Consider the following 22,910-nt stretch of genomic DNA (forward strand, 5'->3'; position numbering starts at 1 on the left):
GAAAGCGGCGAGGGCGGCGTGAGCCGCCGCCGCGAGCCGCAATCTGACACTCCGCGAGTCACGCGACCCGGGAGCGCCGCAAAAACGCGGGAATCGAAGTGACCACATCCGGCTTGCCCGCATTGCCGGCGATGAACGGGCTCCACGGCTGCGCGCGAATCGGTCCCTTGGTGCGCCACACGACGTTGAACTGGCCGTCGGCGCGCACCTCGCCGATCATCACCGGCTTGTGCAGATGGTGGTTGCCGTCCATTTCGAGCGTGAAGCCCGAAGGCGCCGCGAAGGTCTGGCCGACCATCGCGACGCGCACCTTGTCGACCTCGGTGCTCTTCGCTTTTTCGACCGCCTGCTTCCACATATGGATGCCGACGAAAGTCGCTTCCATCGGATCGTTGGTGACGCGCTTCGCGCCGCCCGGCAGGTTGTTGTCCTTGACCCACGTGGCCCATTGCTTCTTGAACTTCTCGTTGGCCGGATTGCGCAGCGACATGAAGTAGTTCCACGCCGCAAGGTTGCCGACGAGCGGCTTCGTATCGATGCCGCGTAGCTCTTCCTCGCCGACCGAGAATGCGACGACCGGCACGTCGGTCGCCTTCAGCCCCTGGTTGCCGAGTTCCTTGTAGAACGGCACGTTCGAATCGCCGTTGACGGTCGAGATCACCGCGGTCTTGCCGCCTTGCGAGAAGGTCTTGATATTCGCGACGATGGTCTGATAGTCGCTATGACCGAACGGCGTATAGACCTCCTGAATATCGGTCTCCTGCACGCCTTTCGACTTGAGGAACGCGCGCAGGATCTTGTTGGTCGTGCGCGGATACACGTAGTCGGTGCCGAGCAGGAAGAAGCGCTTCGCGCCACCGCCTTCGGCGCTCATCAGATATTCGGTCGCGGGAATCGCCTGCTGGTTCGGCGCCGCGCCCGTATAGAACACGTTGCGCGACATCTCTTCGCCTTCGTATTGCACCGGATAGAACAGCAGGCCGTTCAGTTCCTCGAACACGGGCAACACCGATTTGCGCGACACCGAGGTCCAGCAGCCGAATACCACGGCGCACTTTTCCTGCGTGAGAAGCTGGCGCGCCTTCTCGGCGAAGAGCGGCCAGTTCGACGCGGGGTCCACCACCACCGGCTGGATCTGACGGCCCATCACGCCGCCGTTCTTATTGATGTCCGCGATGGTCATCAGCGCGGTGTCCTTCAGCGACGTTTCGGAGATCGCCATCGTGCCCGACAGCGAATGCAGGATCCCCACCTTGATCGGGCCGCTATCGGACTGCGCGTGCGCGAACGGCACGCGGCCCGCAAGCGCGAGCGCGCCGGACATGGAGCCGAATTTCAACAGACTGCGACGTTTCATGTGCTTTCCCCTTGCCATTGATGGTGACTGTTTATGAGAGCCGGTTTCAGCCAGCGGGACTGGGCCCGCACGGCTAGCCGCTCGTCTACTGCAAGGCATATGCCATGTGACGCATTCGCGGTGATACGCGCGCGCTGCCTGCTGCGGCGCGGCTATCGGCGGCGAATGCGTGGCGCATGCGCAGGCAGGCTGCGGCGCGAAACTGGTGCAGCAGCACGCGATACGCCTCGTTCGGGTGCGTGCCGCGCCGCAACGAAGCGCATAGGGACGCCAGCGGACGAGCGCGTGCCGGGCGGTGCGTACGTGGTGCATAGACGGTGCAAGCGCGACCTGGCCGCGCCGCAACTTTGTGCATGACGCGCGCGCTGCCTAAACTGAAAGACCACTCCCGCAGATCACTCACGCAAGGAGACCCGACATGAGCGAGCGCGCCGCCGTCAGCCCACCCGATATGTCCGCGTTCTGGATGCCCTTCACCGCGAACCGCCAGTTCAAGAGTGCGCCGCGTCTGCTCGCGAGCGCGAAGGGGATGTACTACACGTCTCACGATGGCCGGCGCATTCTCGACGGCACCGCGGGGCTGTGGTGCGTGAACGCGGGCCATTGCCGCGACGAGATCGTCGCGGCGGTGCAGGCGCAGGCCGCGGAGATGGATTTCGCGCCGACCTTCCAGATGGGGCACCCGAAGGCGTTCGAGGCCGCGACGAAAATCGCGCGTCATACGCCGGGCGATCTGAAACATATCTTCTTTGCGAACTCGGGTTCCGAGGCGGTCGATACGGCGCTGAAGATTGCGCTCGCCTATCACCGCGCGCGCGGCGAAGGACAGCGCACGCGCCTCATCGGGCGCGAGCGCGGTTACCACGGTGTCGGTTTCGGCGGCATTTCGGTCGGCGGCATCGCGCCGAATCGCAAGGCGTTTTCAGGCGGGCTGCTGCCTGCGGTCGATCATCTGCCGCACACGTTCAACCTGAAAGAAGCGGCGTTTTCGAAAGGGCAGCCCGCGTGGGGCGTGCATCTCGCCGACGAACTCGAGCGGCTCGTCGCGCTGCACGATGCATCGACGATTGCCGCGGTGATCGTCGAGCCGGTAGCGGGCTCGGCGGGCGTGCTGATTCCGCCGCAGGGTTATCTGCAGCGGCTGCGCGAGATCTGCGACAAACACGGCATCCTGCTGATCTTCGACGAAGTGATTACCGGTTGGGGACGGCTCGGCGCGCCATTCGCCGCGCAGTACTTCGGCGTGACGCCCGATTTGCTGACGATGGCGAAGGGCACCAACAACGCCGCCGCGCCGATGGGCGCGGTCGCGGCGAGCGCGAAGATTCACGACACGATCGTGAACGGCGCGCCAGGCGGCATCGAACTGTTCCACGGCTATACGTATTCAGGGCATCCGATTGCGGCGGCCGCCGCGTGCGCGACGATCGATCTGTACGAGCGCGAGCAACTGTTCGAGCGGGCCGCGCGCATGGCGCCGGTGTTCGAGCGCGCGATTCACAAGCTGCGCGGCGAGCCGTATGTGATCGACGTGCGCAATCTCGGGCTCGTGGGCGGCGTGGAGCTGGCGTCGCGCGACGGCGCGCCCGGCGCGCGTGCTTACGACGTATTCGTGCGCTGCTTCGAGAAGGGCGTGCTCACGCGCTATACCGGCGACATCCTCGCGTTCTCGCCGCCGCTGATCGTCGAGGAAGCGCAGATAGACGAGATCTTCGGGACCGTGGCCGAGGTGTTGAGGGAGACGGAGTAGGGGCGAGCGGCGCGGGTGTCATCGCGTGCAGGTGATTTGAAACCGCGCAAGAAGCGCGGCCTCAAACCATTTCCGAATGACTTCATCAAGCGGCGAGCAGAGGCCCCAGCCTTACCAGCTATACCGGAAGCCGACACGACCAGTCGCGCCCTCCCGCCGCTGACCGCCAAGGTTCCGCTGATAACCCGCCGATGCATACAGCTCGCCCCGTTTCCCATAAGCGGCGGTCAGACCGGCCCCAACATCAAGCCACGTGCGCGAAAATCCGGCGTTAAAAGGCGTACCACCCACAACGGTCTGCCCCGGCGCGAGGAAATCATGGAGCACGTTCGCCATGACATACGGCGTCGCGGTGCTGGTCTTCGATTCGTTTTCCATGTCCGCCCTGAAAATGCGGAAACCGATACGCCCACGAAGGGAATTGGTGATGGTCCCCGAAACCGCGGAGACGTTGTCACTGAAGCCGTTCAGATTCATGTACTGATAGGCCAGTTGCGCCTGCGGCTCGAATGCAACAGGCAGTTGCGCCAGCTGGAACGGCTTGCCAATTTCTTCCGACGCCGCGATGGAAAATCCGTTCTGATCCGGCGTGTTGCCGACGCTGTCGTCGTAGCGGTTGTGATAGCGCGATACCTGGACGACGCTGTCCGAATAGGCGCCGTCCGCGAGATACCGGGTCCAGTAACCACCCATTGCCTGCATCTGCGTTTGCACCGAACCGGTGGACGTCTCCAGACCGGCTAGGGAGCGCAACGAGTCGGAGAAATCCGCCGATGCCGAACCTACGGTCAACGTGACGCCAGCATGTGTGCTGCCGCCATTTTCCGACGACGCAACCGTCCAGTCCTTGCCGAACTGCGCAAAGAAGCTTCGGCTATCCGCCGAAAAGCGGTTCATCGCGCCGGCTTGCAGGGTCTGTCCGTCAATACGGCCCCACACGCCATTCGTATTCGCATTCGACGGCCTGACCGCACCCGGAACGTCGCCCACCCGTTGGTGAAGCGTGCCAAGCATCGAGAAACCGTAACTGGCGTTCAGTTGCGGCGTCATCGCGTAGCCGATCGCGCCGGGCCGGTAGGCGAGCGGCGCCGGATCCTGAGTGGACGCGCCTTCTGCCACAGGCTGTGGGTCGCCAAAACTGGCGACGCTGGGCGGCTGATCCTCTTCAAGGGTCGAACGCAGATACCAGTTGCCGTTCGCCGCATCCCCACCGAGGCCACCCTTATGCAGGGTGTACTCATAGGCTCCCGCCTCGACCCGGCTGGCCTGCGCGAACACGCCATTCGACGCGCCATCGACCTGGACCATCATGATGCCGTCGCCGGTGGTCTGTGCTCCGAGACCGCCGGCGTTCAGGACCTGGACGCCGGTGCTGCCGGAGGTCGCGCCCTGTACGTGCAGCAGATCGGTGGCCGATGACGAGTCGCCGAGCGCCGTATTCATGACCAGCACACCGCCATTGCCAGCGTAGTCTCCGGCGACCGTCAGCACAGTTCCCGGCGCGGTGCCGAAACGCACCGTACCGCTGTTGCCGAGACTCGCCACGGTCTGGTTGAATCCGTTCAGGTCGAGTACACCGACGCTCGCCACAGTGAAGCCGGACGCCGGACTGAACGCGCCGGCTGAACCCGCCTGCAATGTGCCCGCGCCGACCGTGGTGTTGCCCGAATAGGTGTTCGTTCCGCTCAGTGCCAGCGTGCCGTTGCCCGCCTTGAGCAGCGCGCCTGAACCGCCGATGTCCGCATTCACGCCAGCATCGAAACCGTTCGTATCGAACGTGCCACCGCCCGCGCCGAGCGTCAGGCTCCCGGCATTGAGCTGGGCTGCGGACAGGTAGCGCACGGTGCCGTTATCGAGCGTCAGCGTGCTGACTTCCGAGGGGCCCGTGACGTTCCATGTCGAGTTGTTCTGCAGCGTAGTGTTCAGGGTCGAAGCCGGGTCCACGGACGCGGCGCCAGTCAGGGTCGACGCATCAGCCACCACGTTGAGCACACCGCCGACCCCGGACTGAACATCGCTGTCGGCATTCATGACGTTCGCGCCTGCCGTCACCGTCGAGTTGTTCAGGTTCACATCCAGCGCCACGCCATTCGCATGAAGGCCGTCACCTTGTGTCGATGCGAGCGTGCTTCCAGTGAAAGACGCCGTAGCGGGCGCGGCCGTATCAAGATGCTGCGCGAGGAGCGCATCCGAACCTGCACCGGTTGCGGTGATCGTGCTGTCCGTGGCCGACAGCCTGCTGCCGGCCGCGACAAAGGCAGCGGGTGCATTCTGCCCCGACGTGCTGACCGTCAGCCCGCTGGCGGTGAGGGAAGACACAGCCGTACCGGGGTCGCCGACGGTGGCCGGCATGCCCGCGGCCAGCAAACCCGCGCCACCGTCTCCCGTCGTCGTGACGGAACCGCCTTGCAACTGCATCTGCGCGCCGAACTCGGCGGCGGCGCCAAAACTGTTTGCGCCAGACGTGCTGACGTTCACGTTCGTTCCGTTCAACGTGGCGTTGTCCGATGCGAGCAAGCCCTCTGAACTGGCGCCTGTCGTGGTTACGGTGCTGTTCGATATATTCACGACGTCGCTGGTCGAACCGTCGCCGATGACACCCCGCGAGCCAATCTGCACACCGTGCGCGCCCACCCCTGCTGTCGTGAGCGAAACGTCGTCGAGCGTCATCAGGCCACCTGCCTGGTTGTATGCCGCAGCGCTGTAATAACCGGTCGTCGTCACCACGGTACCGGTTGCCGACAGGTTGGCCCCCGTACCGATGTTGTACAGGCCGTAGGCATACTGCCCCGAGGTGCTGATCGAACCATCGTGCAGCGTTACCACGCTGTCGTTGTTCGCTTCCGCGCCTGCGGACCAGTCGCCCGAAGTCTGGATCGTGACGCCGGTGAGAGTCGCGTTTGCCTTGCCCTGGGACGCGAAGACGCCGACTGCCTGCTGCCCGGCGGTCGTAACGGAACCTCCGTCAAGCCGCACGTTGCCGCCTGATTCCGCACGGACGCCATGTGCACCTGTTCCGCCTGTCGTGATGTTTGCCGATCCCGTCGCGGTGCTGCCATTTGTCACATACAGTCCGATTGCCAGAGGGCCATTGCCGGTCGTGGCAAGACTGCCGCCGACGGAAACGGTCGATCCGTCGGTAACGGAAACGGCCTGCGCGTTCGCCAGATTTGTAGCCAGCAACAGAACGGCTGCAACGGTGCTTTTCTTCCGGAAACTGTTGCGAGACATGAACTGCTCTTGCCATCTGCTTTCCCGCTTCCGTCGTCGCGTTATTTGACGCATTTCGATCGGTCTGAACGACTGGCGAGACAGCTCCGCCACCAGTTGCGGGGCGCTCAGTACGACGCGAACACCGTCTGACTCATTCACCTGTGACATGCAAAATTCCTCTGTATTCCTATCGGACTTTCACGCTAACAGGTGAGTTGAGGGTTCGGCTATGGGCGATGGATGAATTGTGCTGACGAAGTGTTGTTCACTGGCTTGAAAGCGCCCCGCGGGGATGTGGTGGCTCTGTTGCGCAGTTCAGGCGTGCCGATGTAGGAATGCCGCTTTCGATTACCGGCTCGATGGCAAACTCGACGGATACGGACCATGCGAGTCGCCGAATGTTCGCGCGATGCCACAGCCGATTCAGGTACGTGTCTACCTCGGCCTACGTAGCGCCCTATCGGTACTCGTCGATCTCGATAACGCTTCCACGGTTCCACTTCACCGCATCATTTCGGCTCAATCGAACGATTCGATAGCGACTGTCCCGCCTTCAATCACCAAATGCGCCGCATCGACGCCCGGTGCGAAGAACCGCCAATCTTCGTCTTCCTCGATTCCATCCGGAATGACGATAAAGCGCAGATCTCCTGAAAGCGTGAGCACTACGCCGTCCGTTTCGTCTGCTGTCAAGCTTTCGACAATGAAGGTGCCGCGTTCGATCAACATTTCCTGGAGACGGTTTGCGGTCGCGTGCGCCTTTTCATCGGGACCGCAAAGGTCATCCCGGGTTGCAACAACGACGCCCGCCCGCTCAAGCTGCCAGGTGCATTGAACGTGCAGGGCCCATTCACCGACATATTTCACCTTGCCTTTAAAGTTGGTGACTTGCCTCAGCAGTCCAAACCCCATGGTAAGCATATCTGCGGCGTGGTTCACGCCACTCAACTTTAACCCTCGGAGTACGGACAAGCGACGCTCAATTTCTCTTTGCGTATCGATCATTACATATAGGGCTGGATAGAACTGACTACAACCTTTATGCAGGTCAAGCGTATATCGAGACCGATGTTGGGCATAAGATCAAACTTCATTAACCCATCCGATTCTCTGGATAGGGAAATATCCATTGCCGAAGCTTCTTCGAAAATGATCGAATCCTTCTCTGCATGCAAAATGTCCTTACGGCCGAATCATGAAATGATGGGTATTCTTCGAATATTTTAATCAGCAAACTGCTGTTCCTCGCATACTCCCAACCCCATGTTTTGTTCTGGCTGTTCACTAACCTTCCATCGCTCTTGCACTTCACTGGCTTGAGGCATCCCTGTTGCTGGCCGGCGCACCGATCACGGCGGCAACGGTATCGGACAGGGCGTTGTCGTGAGGCATGGCCAAGAAATCGGCGAGCAGTCATTTGCGATTGCCCTCTATGTCGATTGATAAGCGCGAACGGACTGCGGGCTACCGATATTCATCAATTTCGATCGTTCCACCCATCGCTTCCATCATCGCGCGGATATCGTCCGGCACGTCGGGCACTCGCTCGCCTGATTCATTGACCCAATAGCAAAAAAATCTCACTTTCGCTCCCGCGCTTTCAACGTGCAAGCTCAAGTCGGAGCGTGGCAATGCCAGGCGCTGAATCAGGTAGCGTAGGTGCGGCTCCAGGTTGTCACTACGCACGGCCTTTTCGCTCTCAATGCCCCACACGCCCGTTCGCCGCGTCAGCGCGCGGCCTTGTCCGGTTGGGTCGCGGAGCGGCTCACCCTTGGTTACGGCTATGTCCGGCGATACTTCGAAATACCGTGTCCACCATTCCGGCACAACACGGTCTCCCGTTATTATGAAGCTTGCTGATGCAACAAGTCTGCTTGTCATTCGCGCCCTTAATTATCGTAACCGTGAAAATTATCAAGGTAGTCGCCGTTGAAGTACACGTCTCCATTTTCCTCAAACTCGAGATCATCATTCGGCCCTATACCATTGGATTTTTTGAATCTATGAATCATTTCGCGGAAGCTGGAACTGTCGTAACCGAGCATTTTCCGGGCGTATTTTTCGTTAGTTGTACCGGCTAGTTCCTCTGTGCCCGTGGCGTCCGGAAAGTCGTTCTCGCTGTACTCGAACGGTTGCGTATTGCCGAGCGGAGTTCGGGCATCCATATCGTTGGCCATCGCGACATCCGCATCGGACAGACCGCCATCGCTGCTGCCGCCAGGTATGGCTGCGCGTGCGGCTCGCAGGCGGGCTTGCCAGGTGGCAGGATCATACTGGACAGACCCGGCCGGGAGAGTCCTCAACGGCGTGCCGTGGGGTCGCGGAAACAGGTCGGCACGAGGGCCTTTGATGGCAAGCAGCGAGCCCCTGCGCACTTCGGAGAGAAGCGCATTGATAACCCACCAGCCATCGGTGTCGGGGTTGCGGTCCCGAACACCATGTAGCCCCAGCCAGTGACGCTTCTGGATACGCCTAACCAGATTCAGGTAAGCCGACTCGCGAGCGTCGGCTTTTGTGTTTGTGGAGCGAAGCTTTACTTGGTTGGTCGCTCCGGTGGCGTCCATTCCATCGGAGCTTCGGTAGTGATTTGCAGGCGCTCTTGCAGTTCAGGGTTCGCGCCTGCAATGGTGAGAACCGCGATACCCCCTAGCTTCCGCGCGTCTTCGTCAGTGAATGGGGTATCGGAATGTTCGGGGGCATCTGGCGGCACACTAATCGTCATAACGCGATCGATCGCGGATTGGACGAACTGCCGCGGCACAACGCAAAACTTCACCTGACCGGTGTGCTCGTCGAAAAAGGCGATAAAAGCGGTTTGTCCTCGACTCATGAATAACCTCGACGAGTTTGATAGTTCTGGAACTGCATCCGGCGTGTACTCGAACGATTGCGCAGTGCCAGGCAGTGTTGGCGTCCCTGTTGCTGGCCGGCGTACCGATCACGGCGGCAGCCGTATCGGGCAGGGGGCTGTCCTGAGGCATGGCCGCTCAATCGGCTAGCGGTCATCTCCGATTGCCCCATGTCGTTTGATAAGCGCGAATGGACTGAGCGCTAGCCAAGGGCAATAATTGAGTCGATCAATTCCGCGCCACCTTCGATATCTTCATGCCCAACAAAACGAGACACCTCCATATGTCCATCGTTGAACACGTCAATTTCGATGCGCTGACCGACAACGGTTACGGAAACAAGCACGGTACCCGGCCGTTGGCGGCTTAGGGAGTAGTGAATTTTGGCAGCGTCGAGTCTGTCAAGCAGGCCATACAATGAATGAGGCATGGTTATCGTCCTATTTCTTGAATCGTCCGTCGTTGAGTAGCTTGAGCGCTTTCCGGGCGTCTTTTACCCCGTCCTGCGCATCGTTCTGAATATCGTTTAGTGTTGAGTCCAGGTATTGGCCAGGAAATTCGCGCAGCACGGACCCCTTGCACTCGGCTGAAATGATGTCGCATGCATACATGTCGCCGCGATTGCCAATACCGGCCAGATATTCAGCGTCGCGGCTCACCGTATCCGGCGTGTACTTGAACGGCTGTGCATTGCCGGACAGTGTTGAGGTATCCCCATCGTGGGCCGGGTCGCTACCATGTGCGCTATCTGCGTTTGTGTAGTTCCCACCGGCTAGTGTACCGACGACGGCGACAGCCGCATCATGCAGGCTGCTGCTAGCCATAGCGGCGCGTGCAGCGACCAACCGGCCTTGCCGGGTGCCCGGATCATACTGGCCGGACAGCCTGGGTTCGCCGTCCGGTAGATAGACTGCGCTCGCCGGGAGAGTCCTCAACGGCGTGCCGTGGGGTCGCGGAAACAGGTCGGCACGAGGGCCTTTGATGGCAAGCAGCGAGCCCCTGCGCACTTCGGAGAGAAGCGCATTGATGACCCACCAGCCATCGGTGTCGGGGTTGCGGTCCCGAACACCACGCAACCACAGCCAGCCACGCTTCTGGATACTCCTGACCAGATTCCCGTCCTTCTCCCACTCGCGACGGTTCAGTCCGGCAATACCGAGAAATTCCCGGGTATCTGCTTTGGCCTTCTCGAGGTCGGCGGCCTTTCTCAGGCACACCTTGTAGTGCTGCTCATTGCAGATGACATAACGGGCACCCAGTGGTCTCTGACAGTACAGTTCCACGGAGCACATCTCAAATACGGACAGGGACATAGGTGTGTCGACGATCTATCTGAAGTCGCTGCCCGGATCGGCAGCGATCAGAATAAATACCGTGCGACAGGTTATCCGTACATGGGCGACGGCCCAAAATTTCCTCTACCTCGATGAAAGTGCACACGAGGTCCCGCAGCCAAATGACGGTCCAGAAAAAAAGAAAACCCCCGCAAGACGCTAATCTTGCAGGGGTTTCACCACCCTTTCTGGCAGAGAAGGGGACGGAGGCAGAGACAGAGCGGAGACGACAAGCGGCGCGAAAACCGCCAGTCCTCGCGCTACCTCAAAGCGTCATCACGCCCGATCGCTCAGTAAGTCGGAACAGAAGGATCGACCTGACGCGACCACGCGTCGATGCCGCCTTGCAGATTGAAGACGTTGGTATGGCCGCGCGATTCGAGGAACATCGCGACCTGGGCGCTGCGCGCGCCGTGATGGCAGATGCAGACGATCTGCGCGTCGTCGTCGAGTTCTTCGCTGCGCGCGGGAATCTCGCGCATCGGAATCGACACGATGCCGGCGATCGACGCCGTCTGCAGTTCCCACGGCTCGCGCACGTCGAGCAGCACGGGCGCGGGACGCGAGGTGTCGGCGAGCCATTCGGCGAGTGCGGGAGCGGTCAGGTTTTGCATCAGCGGGAGATCCAGTTCGGGGAACGGCGGCGTGCGCGCCGTCCGTCCGGAGAAAAACGCAACTAAAAACGCAGCTTAGAACTTGAAGCGCGACGGCTGCACCGCGTTGGCGAGCGGCTCGACGTAGGTTTCGAACACGTCGGCGATGCGGTACTGCTTCTCGTCGATGCGCGTGATGATCTGCGCCTTCATGACCGGCGCGGTGCCGACGAATGCAGCCAGGCGGCCGCCCACCTTCAGTTGTTCGAGGATTTCCTGCGGCAGCACCGGCAGCCCGCCCGACACGCAGATCACGTCGTACGGAGCCGCGCCGGCCCAGCCGCGCGCGGCGTCGCCGGTTGCGACTTCGGCGTTCAGCACGCCGTTGGCGATCAGGTTGCTCTTCGCGAGTTCGGCCAGTTCCGGCTCGATGTCGACGGTCAGCACGTGCTGCGCGCGATGCGCGAGCAGCGCCGCCATGTAACCCGAGCCCGCGCCGATTTCGAGCACGCTTTCGTGCTTCTTCACTGCGAGTTCCTGCAGCACGCGCGCTTCGACGCGCGGCGCCAGCATGCGCTGGCCGGCCGGCAGCGGCACTTCGAAGTCGACGAACGCCAGGTCGTGATAGGCAGCGGGGACGAAATTCTCACGTTTGACGATCGACAGCAGATTCAGCACGTCCTGGTCGAGCACTTCCCAGGGGCGGATCTGCTGTTCGATCATGTTGAAACGCGCTTGCTCGATGTTCATGATGGATTCGGCGGTTTTGGTTTGGCGAGCGGGCGAGATGTGCCGCGGACTTTTCGACCTGATTCTGCTCCGACTTTTTGCCATCGGGTGCGGCTTCGCGGAAAAGCCTTCAGACTGCAAGCCGCATCAGGGTAACTGCGGAATTGTACCAAATGGCGGCGGCGCGCCTGGACTCCCGTGCACTCGCAACGGCCGCCCCGCAACCGCAACCGGCCCGCGCCAGCCCGGACCGGGCACTCACGGTGTCCCTCGGCGCCCCCTGGCGCCCCCTGGCGCCCCCGTGTTAATCCCTAGCGATCCGTCCTTGCGATTCGCGGTGGCTTCGTTCAAAAATGTAATCGATTACATTTTGGCTGTGAGTACCGATGTCCAGAACGTCGTCCAAGTCTTCTCCGGCAGCGTTGCCCGGCGCGGCTGCCGAGTCCGCCAGCCGGCCATCGCGCGCGGAAGAAGGCATTTCGATTGCCGGCGTGGCGAAGCAGGCCGGGGTTTCGGTCGCCACGGTCTCGCGCGTGCTGAACGGCCACGAGAACGTGCGGGCGGCCACGCGCGACAAGGTGCTCGCCACGATCGACGCGAGCGGCTACCGCGTCAACGAACTCGCGCGCAATCTGCGCACGGCGGAAAGCCGCCTGCTGCTGACGATGGTGCCTGACTTCGGCAATCCGTTTTACGCGGAGATCGTGCGCGGCATCGACAGCGTCGCGCGCCAGCACGGCTACTTCATGCTGTTGTGCGACACCGGCGCGGACCCGGGCCGCGAGCGCAGCTACTTCGACATGCTGCGCCGTCGTCGCGCGGACGGCGCGATCTGCCTCGATCCGGACACGATCCAGCAGGCGCTCGGCGAAGCGTCGCAGGCGCTGCCGTGGGTCGCGTGCTGCGAGTTCGATCCGGCGGTCGGCGTGCCGTACGTCGGCATCGACAACTACCGGGCCGCGGGCGACGCGGTGCGGCATCTGCTCGCGCGCGGTCACCGGCGCATCGGGCTCATCAATTCCGACGTCGGCTATCTGTATGCGCGGCAGCGTCAGCAGGGCTATCTCGATGCGCTCACCGAGGCGGGCGTCGCGCCGGACCCGCGCTGGCGCATGAACCTGAACAGCCTCGACTACGAGGCCGGCGCCTCGGCCGCGGTCACGCTGACGCAGCAGCCCGATGCGCCGAGCGCGATTTTCGCGGTGTCCGACACGCTCGCGATCGGCGTGATCCACGGTTTGCGCAGCGTCGGCAAACGCGTGCCCGACGATGTCGCCGTGGCCGGTTTCGACGACATCTCGCTCGCCGCGCAGATCGATCCGCCGCTCACGACGATCGCGCAGCCGATGCGCGAGCTTGGCGAAACCGCCGCGCGCCTGCTGCTGCAGCGCCTCGCGAATCCGCTCGCCACTGTGCCGGGCGTGCTGTTGCCGCATCGCCTCGTGATTCGCGGGAGTGCCTGAACCATGAGCCTCGCGATCCGTTTCGACGACATCCGCAAGGACTTCGGGCCCGTGCGCGTGCTGCATGGTGTGAGCTTCGACCTCGCGCCGGGGCGCATCTACGGCCTGCTCGGCGAGAACGGCGCGGGCAAGTCGACGCTGATGAAAATTCTCGCCGGTTATGAAACGGCGACTTCGGGCAGCGTGCTCGTCGACGGTCACGCGCAGCGCTTTGCCGGTTCGCGCGATGCCGAAGCGCAGGGCATCGTGCTGATTCACCAGGAGTTCAACCTCGCCGAGCATCTGACGATCGCGCAGAACATGTACCTCGGCCACGAGAAGCGGCGCGGCTGGTTCGTCGACGACGCCGCGATGCGCGCCGACGCCGCGCGCTATCTCGCGCAGGTCGGGCTCGAACGCGCGCCGGACACGAAGGTGCGCGAGCTGATCGTCGCGGAAAAGCAGATGGTCGAAATCGCGAAGGCGCTGTCGCGCCGTGCGCGTCTGCTCATCATGGACGAGCCGACCGCGACGCTGACGCCTGCCGAAACCGAACGGCTCTTCGCGCTGATGATGCGTCTGAAGGCCGATGGCGTGACGATCGTCTACATCTCGCACAAGCTCGATGAAGTCGAGCGCATCACCGACGAAGTGATCGTGATGCGCGACGGCCGCTTCGTCGCGCGCGGCGAGACCGCGGGGCTCGCGCGTCAGCAGATGGCGAACCTGATGGTCGGGCGCGAACTGTCCGACATGTTCCCCGACAAGCTGAGCGTGCCCGCCGACGCTCCGATCGCCATGCAGGTGAGCGGCCTCACGGTGCCCAACTGGGTCGAGGACCTGAGCTTCGAGGTGCGCGCGGGCGAAGTGCTCGGCTTCGCGGGCCTCGTCGGCGCGGGCCGCACCGAGGCGTTCGAGGCGATCATCGGCCTGCGCAGGCGCACGGCGGGCACGATCGCAATTGCTGGACGGCGCGCCGATCTGAAGAGTCCGCGCGAGGCGATGCGTCACGGTCTCACGTATCTGAGCGAGGACCGCAAGGGCAAAGGCCTGCACGTCGACCTGAACCTGCAGGACAACCTCACGCTGATGACGCTCGAGCGCTACGCGCATCCGCTGCTCGACATGAAGGCCGGGCGAGCGGCGCTCACGAAGGCGGTCGGCGAGTTCGGCATCCGCACCGGCGACCTGTCGAGCCGCGCGCGCATGCTCTCGGGCGGCAACCAGCAGAAGCTCGCGCTCGCGAAGTTCCTGCAGCCCGACCCGAACGTGATCGTGCTCGACGAGCCGACGCGCGGCGTCGACGTCGGCGCGAAACGCGATATCTATTTTCTGATTCATCGCCTCGCCGCGCAGGGCCGCGCGGTGATCGTCATTTCATCCGAACTGATCGAGCTGATCGGCTTGTGCCATCGCGTCGCGGTGATGCGCGCGGGACGCCTGCAAGCGACGCTCACGCTCGAGCATCTGACCGAAGAGGAGTTGATCGCACATGCGACCGGCACCCACTGAAGCCGTGCAATCGCGCCGTGCGCTGCGCGTCGCGCAGCGGCTCTATACGCTCGGGCCGCTCGTCGGGCTGATCGTGCTGTGCATCGTCGGCACGCTGCTCAATCGCGATTTCGCGACGCTCGACAACCTCATGAACGTGCTGACGCGCACGTCGTTCATCGGCATCATCGCGGTCGGCATGACCTTCGTGATTATCTCGGGCGGCATCGATCTGTCGGTCGGCTCGATGGCTGCGCTGATCGCGGGCAGCATGATCTGGCTCATGAACGCTCTCGCGTCGGGCGCGGCCGGCCATACGCTGTCGCCGTTGCTGATCGTGACGATCGGCATTGTCGCGGCGCTCGTGCTCGGCGCAATGTTCGGCTGCGCGCACGGCTTGCTCATCACCAAGGGGCGCATCGAGCCGTTCATCGTCACGCTCGGCACGCTCGGGATTTTCCGCGCGGTGCTGACGTGGCTCGCCGACGGCGGCGCATTGACGCTCGACAATTCGTTGTCCGATCTATATGGCCCTGTCTACTACGCGAGCCTGTTCGGTGTGCCGGTGCCGATCTGGGTGTTTCTCGTGGTCGCGGCGGGCGGCGCGCTGATCCTCAATCGCACCGCGTTCGGCCGGCACGTGCAGGCGATCGGCTCGAACGAACAGGTCGCGCGCTATGCGGCGATTCGCGTCGATACGGTGAAGATCGTCACGTATGTGCTGCTCGGTATCTGCGTCGGTGTGGCGACGGTGCTCTATGTGCCGCGCCTCGGCTCCGCCACGCCGACTACCGGCCTCCTGTGGGAACTCGAAGCGATCGCTTCGGTGGTGGTCGGCGGCACGGCCCTCAAGGGCGGCGAGGGTCGTGTGATCGGCACGGTGATCGGCGCGATCCTGCTCTCGGTGATCGCCAATATCCTGAATCTGACCAGCATCATCAGCGTGTATCTGAATGCGGCGGTGCAGGGCGTCGTGATTATTTTCGTCGCGTTCGTGCAGCGGGGGCGGCGGTAGTGAAGCAGTGGTGGCAATCTGAACGCAGGTCCGAAAAACGGGGCGCCCGAACGCCTCAACATTGGAGACACAACCATGAAGCAGGTCATTCGAGCGATCGGCGCCGGCATGCTGGCGTTGGGAATACTGGGCACGGCGGGCGCAGCGCGCGCCGACGACAAGGTCACGCTGGGCGTCGCGATTCCGACGGCCGACCACGGTTTCACCGGCGGTATCGTCTGGTGGGCGAACAAAGCGAAGGCCGATCTCGAGAAAGCGCATCCCGATCTGAAGGTGATCGTGAAGACCGCGGCCAACGCGCCCGACCAGGCGAACCAGTTGCAGGACCTCGTGACCGTCAACAAGATCAACTCGCTCGTGATCTTCCCGTACGAATCGGCCTCGCTCACCCAGCCGGTCGCGCAGGTGAAGAAGAAGGGCGTGTACGTGACCGTGGTCGATCGCGGGCTCACGGACACGAGCGCGCAAGATGCCTACGTCGCCGGCGACAACACCGCATTCGGCAAAATTCCGGCCGAGTATATGGCGAAGGCGCTCGGCGGCAAGGGCAACATCGTCGCGTTGCGCGGCATTCCGACCACGCTCGACAACGAGCGCTGGACCGCGTTCACGAACGTGATGAAGAACTATCCGGACATCAAGATTCTCGATGCGAAGTACGCGAACTGGAATCGCGACGACGCGTTCAAGGTGATGCAGGACTACCTGACGCGCTTCAAGCACATCGACGCCGTGTGGGCCGCCGACGACGACATGGCGGTCGGCGTCATCAAGGCAATCGACCAGGCGAAGCGCAACGACATCAAGATCGTGTTCGGCGGCGCGGGCTCGAAGGGCATGGTGAAGAACGTGATGGACGGCGCGCCGATGATCCAGGCCGACGTGTCGTACTCGCCGAAATTCATCTACGACGCGATCAAGCTCACGGCCGAGGCGCGTCTGAAGGGCGAGAAGCTGCCGGCCACGACGATCATTCCGTCGGTGCTGATTACGAAGGAAAACGCGCAGCAGTTCTATTTTCCGGACTCGCCGTTCTAGGCAGCGTCCGGGCGGCGCGTCGAGCATCGCTTCGGGCATTTGCTCGCCGGTCGTTTAGCGCGCGCGGGAGCGTCCCGCTCTTCGGGGGGAACGCGGCCCGCGCGCACAAAGTTCGAGGAACCGTACGATGAAAACCATCAAAGGTCCGGCGATCTTTCTCGCACAGTTCATGGGCGACGAGGTGCCGTTCGACAATCTCGCGCATCTCGCGGGCTGGGCCGCAGGTCTCGGCTTCAAGGGCATTCAGGTGCCGTGTGATCCGCGCCTGATCGATCTGGAGAAAGCGGCCACGAGCGATGCGTATTGCGACGAGCTGCGCGAAACCGTCGACGATGCGGGCGTGGCGATCACCGAACTGTCGACGCATCTGCAAGGGCAACTCGTCGCCGTGCATCCGGCCTACGACACGCTCTTCGATGGCTTCGCCGCGCCGCATGTGCGCGGCAACGCGGCGGCGCGCACGCAATGGGCGATCGCGCAGATGAAGCTCGCCGCGCAGGCATCGCGCCGTTTGGGATTGGACACGCACGTGTCGTTTTCCGGCGCGCTCGCGTGGCCGTATCTGTATCCGTGGCCGCAGCGGCCCGCCGGTCTGGTCGAAGCCGCGTTCGACGAACTCGCGCGCCGCTGGACCCCGATTCTCGATGCGTTCGATGCAGCCGGCGTCGACGTGTGCTACGAGCTGCATCCGGGCGAAGACCTGCACGACGGCGTGAGCTTCGAGCGCTTTCTCGCCGCGGTGAAGCAGCACGCGCGCGCGAACATTCTCTACGACCCGAGTCATTTCGTGTTGCAGCAGCTCGACTACCTCGCGTTCATCGACATCTATCACGAGCGCATCAAGGCGTTTCATGTGAAGGACGCCGAGTTTCGTCCGACCGGCAAGCAGGGTGTGTATGGCGGCTACAGCGACTGGGTCGAACGCGCGGGGCGCTTTCGCTCGCTTGGCGATGGACAGATCGACTTCGGCGCGATCTTCTCGAAGATGGCGCAGTTCGATTTTCCGGGCTGGGCCGTGCTCGAATGGGAGTGCGCGCTCAAGCATCCGCACGACGGCGCGCGCGAGGGGGCGGAATTTATCCGGCGGCACATCATCCGCGTGGCCGAGCATGCGTTCGACGATTTCGCTGGTAGTGGTGTCGATGCCGCGCAACTGAAGAGCGTGCTCGGCATCTGAACGCGATGAACGCGATGAACGCGATGAACGCGATGAACGCGAGGGGGCGATCGAGCGCATGGCCCACGGTATGACCCAACGCATGGGAGCGAAAACGATGCTACACAGAAGGCTCAGGCTCGGCATGGTCGGCGGCGGGCAGGGCGCATTCATCGGCGCGGTGCACCGGATCGCCGCGCGGCTCGACGATCGTTTCGAACTCGTGGCGGGCGCGTTGTCGTCCGATCCGCAGCGCGCGCAGGCGAGCGCGCTCGAGGCCGGCATCGAGCGCAGCTACGCGGACTGGCGCGAGATGGCGCGCGCCGAGGCGGCACGCGAGGACGGCATCGACGCGGTCGCGATCGTCACGCCGAATCATCTGCATGCGCCGGTCGCGACCGCGTTTCTCGAAGCCGGCATTCACGTGATATGCGACAAGCCGCTCGCTGTGTCGCTCGCGCAGGGCGAGGCACTCGCGAAGCTCGCGCGCTCGAGGAAGCGGCTGTTCGCGTTGACGCATACGTATTCGGGCTATCCGCTCGTGCGTCATGCGCGCGAGCTGGTCGAGCGCGGCGAGCTCGGTGAAATACGCGTCGTGCAGGTCGAGTACGCGCAGGACTGGCTCGCCGAGCCGATCGAAGCAAGCGGCGCGAACAGGCAGGCCAACTGGCGCACGGACCCGGCGCTCGCGGGACCGGCCGGCTGTCTCGGCGACATCGGCACGCACGCGTATCAGCTGGCCGCTTTCGTCACGGGGATGATGCCGCGAGCGCTCTCCGCGGAGTTGCATACCTTCGTGGCGAGTCGTCGCATCGACGATCACGTGCAGGCGATGCTGCGTTATGCGAACGGCGCGCGCGGCATGCTGTGGGCGAGCCAGGTGGCGAGCGGCGCGGAGAACGCGTTGCGGCTGCGCGTGTATGGCACGAAGGCGGGCCTCGCGTTCGATCAGGAGCAGCCGAACGAATTGTGGTTCACGCCGCTCGGCGGCATGGCCGAGCGGTTGACGCGCGGACGTGTGAAAAGCGCCGCCGCCGCGCATGCGACGCGCGTGCCGCAGGGGCATCCGGAAGGCTATCTCGAAGCGTTCGCACAGTTGTACAAGGACGCGGCGCTGCAGATCGGCGCGCTGAACGAAGGCCGCGAACCGCCGCCCGAAAGCCGGCTGTTGACGACGGTCGATGACGGCGTGGACGGTCTGCGTTTTATCGAGGCTGTGCTCGCGAGCAGCGCGGCGGATGGGCAGTGGAAGGAGATCGCGGCGGGTTCAGGCGCCGGAATGTGAGTGACGGAGTGTGAGTGACGGCAGGTGAGTGGATTGGCAGCAGGTCAGCGGGTAACGGTGTGGGACCACGAAGCCGTACTGTCGCGAATGCGTTACGCCGACGCTGCATCGCACCGCAGTTGCGCAACCGCGTCACTCTCCCTTGCTCTTCTTGATCTGCGCTTCGAATGCGATGTCGAGCTTGCTTGCCTTGCGTGGTTTCTGCGGGCCGAACGCGTCGACGAATTTGACGAAGTCGTCGAGCGCCAGCGGCTCAGAGACCTTCTTGTCGACGCCGCTCGATTTGTCGACCAGATAGAACAGGCCGCCTGACAGACTGATTGCGGCAAAGCGGGGATTGCCGCTGCGCGTTTTAAGCCGCTCGACGGCGTGGATGGCTCGGGTGGTGCGCATGGTGGGACTGCCGAGTGAGGAAAGATTGCTACTTTAACAATTCCGATGATGTTTCGCGTCCGTGGGGATAGGGGAGAGGGCGCCATCAAGGTTCTCGAGTGCGGTATGCGCTTCGTGCGGACGAGCCGCCTTCAGATGCTGTCTGTTATTCCACCAGACGAAATCCTGCCTCCCGTGAGGCCGCACGCCTCACCTTCCTAAGTCACCAAACCAAGCCACCAAATCGGCATCGAGCGCGGAACAGACGCTGCATCGAAAGCCCGAAAAAATCCAGGCGTAATGCTTTTAAAAGTTAAAAGGCTTTGCTAACATCGCGCACTTGTAATGAGAATGACTCTCATTCAATAAAAAGCGCCGAGGCGCGCCGATCGTTGGCAAACATGAAAAATCAAGAAATCGAACGCCCGAGCGGGCGCGTGCTTCATCGTCCTTTGCGGATTGCCGCCTGGGTAACTTTTGTCGTCGCGGCCCAATCCGCCTTTGCGCAAAGCGCCGCGGGCGTTGACGCCGCGGCGCCGGACGCCACCGCAAACGCCGCGGCGGGCAGCGCCCCGGCCGCAAGCGGCGGCGAGCAGGCGCTACCCGTCGTCAAGGTGACGGCGGCCCAGCAGAGCGACTCGCCGCTGAATCTGAACACGCCGGTCTCGGCAGGCGCGCTCGGTACGCGCTCACAGCTCGATACGCCGTTCTCGACCACCATCGTGACCGGCGAAGAGCTTGCCGACCGCCAGGCGAACAAGCTCGGCGACGTGTTCGCGGGCGACGCCTCGGTGACCGACAACAGCAACGGCTACAGCGCATGGGCGACGTATATCTCGATTCGCGGCCTGCCGATCGACTGGCAGAACGGCTTTCGCATCAACGGCAATCCGTTCATTTCGTACGGCATCACGATGCCCTATGAAAACCTCGAACGCGTCGAGCTGCTCAAGGGTCTCGGCGGCTTCATGTACGGTTTCGTGCAGCCGGGCGGGGTCGTCAACTACGTGACGAAGAAGCCGGGCAACGAGCCCGTGACGAGCGTGTCGGTCGGCTACCGGATGGACAGCGTGTTCAGCCAGCACGCCGATCTGAGCCGGCGCTTCGGCCCGGACGGCATGTTCGGTGCGCGCATCAATTACACGCACGAGGCGGGCAAGACCTACAACGCGGGCGACATCAACCGCAATTCGCTGGCGGTGGCGCTCGACGGTCAGCTCACGCGCGACCTCGACGTCTACTTCGACGCGATCTACCAGCAAAGCCGCTCGAGCGGCCAGACGCCCGCGATCTACACGGGCAGCTATACGGGCACGAGCCTGCCCGCCACGATCAGCGGCGGCACCAATCTGCTCGGCGGCACCGATCAGCATCTGAACACGAACCTGCAGCTCTACACGGCGGGCGTCAATTACCAGATCACGCCGGACTGGTCGTTCAAGACGTCGGCGAGCTACAGCAAATCGACGCGCGACCGCAACGAGAGCACGCTCACGCTGCTCAACCAGGCGGGCGATTACACCGACAACCGCTGGAACGGCGACGAAGGGCATCAGGACATCTACTGGCAGGGCGTGTTCGAAGGCAAGGTGAAGACCGGCATCTTCACGCATGATCTGGCGCTCGGCGCGTCGTGGCAGCACCAGACCAACGACTACAGCGCTGTTTCGCACTCCTTCACGCTCGGCGACGGCAACCTGTTTCAGCCGAACCCGTGGCGCTATTACTCGGGCGCGGGGCTCGACAAATATCGCGCGAGCGAGATCACGCAAAAGGCGCTGTTCGCGCGCGACACGATCCAGCTCACGAGCCGCTGGTCGCTGCTCGCGGGCCTGCGCTACACGAACTACGATCAGCAGACGTACAACGTGGACGGCTCGCTCGCGTCATCGTACGGGCAGAACGGTGTTCTCACGCCGACCGTGGCGCTCATGTACAAGCTCGAACCGAACACGACGCTGTACGCGAGCTACGTGGAGTCGCTGGAGCAGGGGGCGATCGTCGCGGACATTTACGCGAACGGCGGGCAACTGCTGCGTCCGCTGCGCTCGCGTCAGTATGAGGTCGGCGTGAAGAGCGAGCATGGGCGCTGGAGCGCGACGGCCGCGCTGTTTCGCATCGAGCGGGGCGCCGCTTATGCGAACGGCCAGAACGTCTACGTGCAGGACGGCAACTCGATCTACGAGGGGCTCGAAGCGGGCGGCAGCGTGCGTCTGGGCCGCAGTTGGCAGGTGGCCGGCAATCTGATGCTGCTCGACACCTGGTACGCGAAGGGACAGCAATACAACGGCCAGCGCGTGGCCGGTGCGCCGCAGTTCGTCGCCGCGGGCCGCGTGACCTACGACGTGCCGCAGCTGCCGGGCCTGCAGGTGGGCGCCGACGCGAAATTCACGGGCAGCACGAAGGTTCGTCCGGCGGGCGACCTCGAGACGGGCGGCTATATGATCGTGAACGTCGGTGCGAACTACATGACTCGCATTGGCGGACATGACGTGACGCTGCGCGCGGCTATCGATAACATCACGAATCGTCGTTACTGGATGTTCCAGTATTCGGACTATATTGCGCCGGGAGATCCGCGCATGGTTAGCTTGAATGCCAAAATCGATTTCTGACCGGAGGGTGGAAGGGATATTGGGGTTGTTTTGTTGTTGTTCTTGTGGTGTTGGCCTTTCCTTGTTTTCTTGTTGGGGTGTTGGTAGTGCTTCCTTTGCGAGGCTTGTTTTCTTTGTTCCTGCGGCGTTGGCCTTTCCTTGCTTTCTTGTCGGTCTATTAGTGTTGCCCCTGTGCGGGGCGGCACCTACTTTCTTTGCGGCTGCAAAGAAAGTAGGCAAAGAAAGCAGCTTCACACCGCTAATTCTTAAGTGGGTCCCCTGGCTTGGAGGGGGTAGTGGTGCATCTGGAATCTGTGTTCCCGCACATTCGGCGGTAGTGACAAGGCAGTCATTCTTCCGGCGGCGCTGCGCGCGCCGACCCCCTGTTCAAAAACCATCGGTTTTTTTCGGCGCATCGCCGAGGCGAAGCCGATGGCCCTCACGGAGCAAGGCTCGCCCCACTGGTTTCCCTTGCAGACCCGTCCGCGACGCACGTAGTGCGGAGTGGGAGCGGATGATGTCTTTGTCACCAACGCGCAATGTGCGGGGGCACAGATTCCAGATGCACCACTGCCCCCTCCAAGCCAGGGGACCCACTTAAGAATTGGCGGTGTGAAGCTGCTTTCTTTGCCTACTTTCTTTGCAGCCGCAAAGAAAGTAGGTGCCGCCCCGCACAGGGGCAACGCTAATAG

19 protein-coding genes are annotated in these 22,910 nt (G+C 62.8%); 8 read left to right on the forward strand and 11 right to left on the reverse strand.

The features are described 5' to 3' along the window. Window positions 1-58 precede the first annotated feature (58 nt). Window positions 59-1,357 (reverse strand): urea ABC transporter substrate-binding protein, encoded by a 1,299-nt coding sequence (gene urtA / locus B9Z01_RS14585; RefSeq protein ID WP_085484142.1) that lies wholly within the window; start codon window positions 1,355-1,357, stop codon window positions 59-61. Window positions 1,358-1,775: 418 nt separating this feature from the next. Between urtA and aptA the strand changes: the two genes are divergently transcribed. Then, on the forward strand, window positions 1,776-3,107 hold the full coding sequence (aptA, locus tag B9Z01_RS14590; protein WP_085484144.1) for an omega-aminotransferase AptA: 1,332 nt from the start codon (window positions 1,776-1,778) through the stop codon (window positions 3,105-3,107). A 111-nt stretch (window positions 3,108-3,218) separates the two neighbouring features. Here the strand turns inward: aptA and B9Z01_RS14595 are convergent, their stop codons facing one another. The 9 genes from B9Z01_RS14595 to B9Z01_RS14635 form a co-directional block, all read right to left on the reverse strand. Next, a complete protein-coding gene (locus B9Z01_RS14595) occupies window positions 3,219-6,338 on the reverse strand; it encodes an autotransporter family protein (RefSeq protein WP_167387490.1) in 3,120 nt (1,039 codons plus the stop codon). A 501-nt stretch (window positions 6,339-6,839) separates the two neighbouring features. Beyond that, window positions 6,840-7,325: a hypothetical protein gene (locus B9Z01_RS14600; RefSeq protein ID WP_085484148.1), complete on the reverse strand. Its 486-nt coding sequence runs from the start codon at window positions 7,323-7,325 to the stop codon at window positions 6,840-6,842. 459 nt (window positions 7,326-7,784) lie between these two features. Then, window positions 7,785-8,201, reverse strand: a complete 417-nt coding sequence (locus tag B9Z01_RS14605) for a DUF4279 domain-containing protein (RefSeq protein ID WP_085484150.1) — start codon at window positions 8,199-8,201, stop codon at window positions 7,785-7,787. 8 nt (window positions 8,202-8,209) lie between these two features. After that, window positions 8,210-8,884 carry a hypothetical protein gene (locus B9Z01_RS36225; protein ID WP_085484152.1) on the reverse strand — a complete coding sequence of 225 codons (675 nt, stop codon included), beginning with the start codon at window positions 8,882-8,884 and terminating at the stop codon, window positions 8,210-8,212. Then, window positions 8,854-9,150, reverse strand: a complete 297-nt coding sequence (locus tag B9Z01_RS14615) for a hypothetical protein (protein ID WP_085484154.1) — start codon at window positions 9,148-9,150, stop codon at window positions 8,854-8,856. Before B9Z01_RS14615 ends, B9Z01_RS36225 begins: the two co-directional genes overlap by 31 nt. A gap of 221 nt (window positions 9,151-9,371) precedes the next feature. Then, the gene (locus B9Z01_RS14620) at window positions 9,372-9,599 is read right to left on the reverse strand and encodes a hypothetical protein (protein WP_085484156.1); all 228 of its coding nucleotides are present in this window, start codon (window positions 9,597-9,599) and stop codon (window positions 9,372-9,374) included. A gap of 10 nt (window positions 9,600-9,609) precedes the next feature. Continuing rightward, window positions 9,610-10,482: a hypothetical protein gene (locus B9Z01_RS14625; protein ID WP_085484158.1), complete on the reverse strand. Its 873-nt coding sequence runs from the start codon at window positions 10,480-10,482 to the stop codon at window positions 9,610-9,612. A 311-nt stretch (window positions 10,483-10,793) separates the two neighbouring features. Next, a complete protein-coding gene (locus tag B9Z01_RS14630) occupies window positions 10,794-11,117 on the reverse strand; it encodes a rhodanese-like domain-containing protein (protein WP_018419659.1) in 324 nt (107 codons plus the stop codon). 75 nt (window positions 11,118-11,192) lie between these two features. After that, the gene (locus B9Z01_RS14635) at window positions 11,193-11,846 is read right to left on the reverse strand and encodes a protein-L-isoaspartate O-methyltransferase family protein (protein ID WP_085484160.1); all 654 of its coding nucleotides are present in this window, start codon (window positions 11,844-11,846) and stop codon (window positions 11,193-11,195) included. A gap of 365 nt (window positions 11,847-12,211) precedes the next feature. Here B9Z01_RS14635 and B9Z01_RS14640 point away from each other — a divergent pair, with 365 nt between their 5' ends. The 6 genes from B9Z01_RS14640 (at window position 12,212) to B9Z01_RS14665 (ending at window position 19,252) form a co-directional block, all read left to right on the forward strand. Further along, window positions 12,212-13,288 carry a LacI family DNA-binding transcriptional regulator gene (locus B9Z01_RS14640; RefSeq protein WP_085484162.1) on the forward strand — a complete coding sequence of 359 codons (1,077 nt, stop codon included), beginning with the start codon at window positions 12,212-12,214 and terminating at the stop codon, window positions 13,286-13,288. A 3-nt stretch (window positions 13,289-13,291) separates the two neighbouring features. Continuing rightward, a complete protein-coding gene (locus B9Z01_RS14645; RefSeq protein WP_085484164.1) occupies window positions 13,292-14,779 on the forward strand; it encodes a sugar ABC transporter ATP-binding protein in 1,488 nt (495 codons plus the stop codon). Beyond that, window positions 14,760-15,773, forward strand: coding sequence for an ABC transporter permease (locus B9Z01_RS14650; protein ID WP_085484166.1), 1,014 nt, complete (start codon window positions 14,760-14,762; stop codon window positions 15,771-15,773). Before B9Z01_RS14645 ends, B9Z01_RS14650 begins: the two co-directional genes overlap by 20 nt. Window positions 15,774-15,848: 75 nt before the next feature. After that, on the forward strand, window positions 15,849-16,811 hold the full coding sequence (locus B9Z01_RS14655) for a substrate-binding domain-containing protein (protein WP_085484168.1): 963 nt from the start codon (window positions 15,849-15,851) through the stop codon (window positions 16,809-16,811). 127 nt (window positions 16,812-16,938) lie between these two features. Next, a complete protein-coding gene (locus B9Z01_RS14660; RefSeq protein WP_085484170.1) occupies window positions 16,939-17,988 on the forward strand; it encodes a sugar phosphate isomerase/epimerase family protein in 1,050 nt (349 codons plus the stop codon). A gap of 97 nt (window positions 17,989-18,085) precedes the next feature. Continuing rightward, window positions 18,086-19,252: a Gfo/Idh/MocA family protein gene (locus B9Z01_RS14665; protein ID WP_085484765.1), complete on the forward strand. Its 1,167-nt coding sequence runs from the start codon at window positions 18,086-18,088 to the stop codon at window positions 19,250-19,252. Window positions 19,253-19,384: 132 nt separating this feature from the next. Here B9Z01_RS14665 and B9Z01_RS14670 read toward each other — a convergent pair whose 3' ends face one another. After that, complete coding sequence (locus tag B9Z01_RS14670) at window positions 19,385-19,645, reverse strand: hypothetical protein (RefSeq protein WP_085484172.1); 261 nt, start codon at window positions 19,643-19,645, stop codon at window positions 19,385-19,387. Window positions 19,646-20,025: 380 nt separating this feature from the next. Between B9Z01_RS14670 and B9Z01_RS14675 the strand changes: the two genes are divergently transcribed. After that, complete coding sequence (locus B9Z01_RS14675) at window positions 20,026-22,239, forward strand: TonB-dependent siderophore receptor (RefSeq protein ID WP_244196020.1); 2,214 nt, start codon at window positions 20,026-20,028, stop codon at window positions 22,237-22,239. Window positions 22,240-22,910 lie beyond the last annotated feature (671 nt).

This window comes from Paraburkholderia susongensis (assembly GCF_900177725.1).
Classification (GTDB): Bacteria; Pseudomonadota; Gammaproteobacteria; order Burkholderiales; family Burkholderiaceae; genus Paraburkholderia; species Paraburkholderia susongensis.